General features: G+C 70.3%; 3 protein-coding genes and 1 pseudogene. 3 read left to right on the forward strand and 1 reads right to left on the reverse strand.

All coding sequences use genetic code 11. From position 1 onward, the window contains the following. Positions 1 to 440, forward strand: a 440-nt coding sequence (locus ACM2XV_RS14785; RefSeq protein WP_487027487.1) for a hypothetical protein, incomplete at its 5' end; no start/stop codon positions are given. Here the strand turns inward: ACM2XV_RS14785 and ACM2XV_RS14790 are convergent. After that, positions 409 to 1,140 carry an SOS response-associated peptidase gene (locus ACM2XV_RS14790; protein ID WP_344777605.1) on the reverse strand — a complete coding sequence of 244 codons (732 nt, stop codon included), beginning with the start codon at positions 1,138 to 1,140 and terminating at the stop codon, positions 409 to 411. The genes ACM2XV_RS14785 and ACM2XV_RS14790 overlap by 32 nt on opposite strands. Positions 1,141 to 1,166: 26 nt before the next feature. Between ACM2XV_RS14790 and ACM2XV_RS14795 the strand changes: the two genes are divergently transcribed. Continuing rightward, complete coding sequence (locus ACM2XV_RS14795; protein WP_344778406.1) at positions 1,167 to 1,679, forward strand: P-loop nucleotide/nucleoside kinase family protein; 513 nt, start codon at positions 1,167 to 1,169, stop codon at positions 1,677 to 1,679. 29 nt (positions 1,680 to 1,708) lie between these two features. Beyond that, positions 1,709 to 1,986, forward strand: a pseudogene (locus ACM2XV_RS14800) (bifunctional 3'-5' exonuclease/DNA polymerase); the annotation flags it as partial.

Genomic DNA, 1,986 nt, shown 5'->3' on the forward strand with positions numbered 1-1,986 from the left:
AAGCCGAGCACGCCCCGTGGGCGCGCCTCATCGAAACCTCGCAGCTCGCTCCGAGCGGGCACTGGAGCGTGCTCGCCGAGTTGCGCTTCCCCGGCCGCGACGACATCGACGCGGGGCGGGCGGTCGAGGCGGTCCTCGGCGCGCTGGCCGCCTACGACGCCGCCCCCACGAGGCCCGTGACGACGTGGACCCGCGAGTTCTCGCCCGCATGCCCGGAGCCCAGCGACGACCGCGACGAGCTGCTGCGCACGATCGACGAGCGTCTGCGGGCGAGCGGATTCTTCAGCCGCGGCCTGCTCGGCGGCTGGCGCCCCGAGGCGGCCGACCTCGGCGGGGCCTACCGCCAGGGTGGGGAGGCGGTCGACGCCGCTCTCGCGGGCGCCGCTGAAGAGGCGTATTGGGCCGGCGCTAGTCCGGCTGAGGCCGAGTCAGCGGCCTGATCAGCTCGGGTCCGTTGCCTGTGACCGGCCCGACGCGATCGAAGACCAGCGTGCGCGCGACCCCCTTCGACACCTCGATCATCTCGTCGAGCAGCTGCTGGTCGCCGACGACCGTCGGGTCGATCCAGTGCGCCCACAGCTCCTGGGGCAGCATCACCGGGTTGCGGTCGTGGATGTCTGCGAGGGTCTGGATCGTGTCCGCCGTGAGAATCGTCGCGCTGAGCACCCAGCGCGCCGGGTCGTCGCGGTCGAAGGCGGGGTCGGCCCACCACGAGTACAGGCCGGCGAGTCCCATCAGCTCCTCGCCTTCAGGGTGGATGAAGTAGGGCGTCTTCGTCTTGCCCACGGTCTGCCATTCGAAGTAGCCGTTCGCGGGGATGATGGCGCGCTTCGCGGCGACGGATGCCTTGAACATCGGCTTCGCCGCCGCCTCCTCCGCGCGCGCGTTGAACGTCGGGAATTTGAGCTTCTTCGTCTTCGACCAGGAGGGGATCAGACTCCAGTGGGCGGTTTCGAAGCGGCGCTGCGCCGGCGCGTCGCCCTTCTTCGACTCGAGGATCACGCCGATCTGGTCGGTGGGGCTGATGTTCCATGACGGCACCCAGGTCGCGGGGATGTAGTCATCGAGCTCGCCGCCCGAGAGGACGAAGTCGGTGATGAGCGCATTGACCTTGTCGTCGAGGGCGAAGCGTCCGCACATGCGTCCATCTTGCTACCGTGGCCAGCATGCTCATCGCCCTTGCGGGACTCCCGGGAAGCGGGAAGAGCGCCATCGCGTCCGAACTCGCTCGGCGCCTGCCCGCCGCGCATCTGGCGGTCGACGAGCTCGAGGACGCCATGCTGCGCGCCGGGCTCCGGAACAGCTACGAGGTCGGGCTCGCGGCCTACCTCGGTGCCGAGGCCCTCGCCGAGGCGAACCTGCACACGGGTGCGCACGTCATTGTCGACGCCGTCAACGACCACCCGTATGCCCGCGGTCAGTGGGCGCAGCTCGCACAGCGCGCCGACGTGCCGCTCGCGTTCGTCGAGGTGCTGTGCAGCGATGTCGAGCTCCACCGCCAGCGCCTCGAGCACCGGGTGCGGCCGTATGCCGCGCTGCCCGAGCCCACCTGGGAATCCCTGCTGCCTCGCCGGGTCGCGCTCGAGCAGTGGGGCGACGAGCGCATCGTCGTCGACACCGCCAACGGCAACCCGGCGGCGCTGGCTGCGCGTGTTCTGGAGCGGCTGCCGAGGCAGTGAATGTCGGTGATGTGTTCGACAATGGAGTCGTGCACATCGTTCTCGACCGCCGGCCAGACGGCGGTGTGACCGCGACGACGCTCGACGCGGCCGCGATGCCGCGCACGACGGTCGAGCTCGAGGCATCCGGCCTCGTCGAGTTCGTGCGCACTCACGAGCCCGAGCATCCGCGCTGGGTCTGGTCGAGCACCACCTCGTGGTATCCGGGGCTGCTCGCCGGGGGCATCCGTGTGCAGCGCTGCGTCGATCTGGCGCTCAGCCACCGCATTCTGCGCACCTCGCAGCTCACGGCGGGCTCAGAGCTCGC

It is taken from the genome of Gryllotalpicola sp. CP2-P1 (assembly GCF_057512245.1).

What these genes read in the sequence shown, in the direction of transcription:
- ACM2XV_RS14790 (WP_344777605.1), bottom strand. Translation starts at nt 1,140, where the DNA reads ATGTGCGGACGCTTCGCCCTCGACGACAAGGTCAATGCGCTCATCACC.
- ACM2XV_RS14795 (WP_344778406.1), top strand. Translation starts at nt 1,167, where the DNA reads ATGCTCATCGCCCTTGCGGGACTCCCGGGAAGCGGGAAGAGCGCCATC.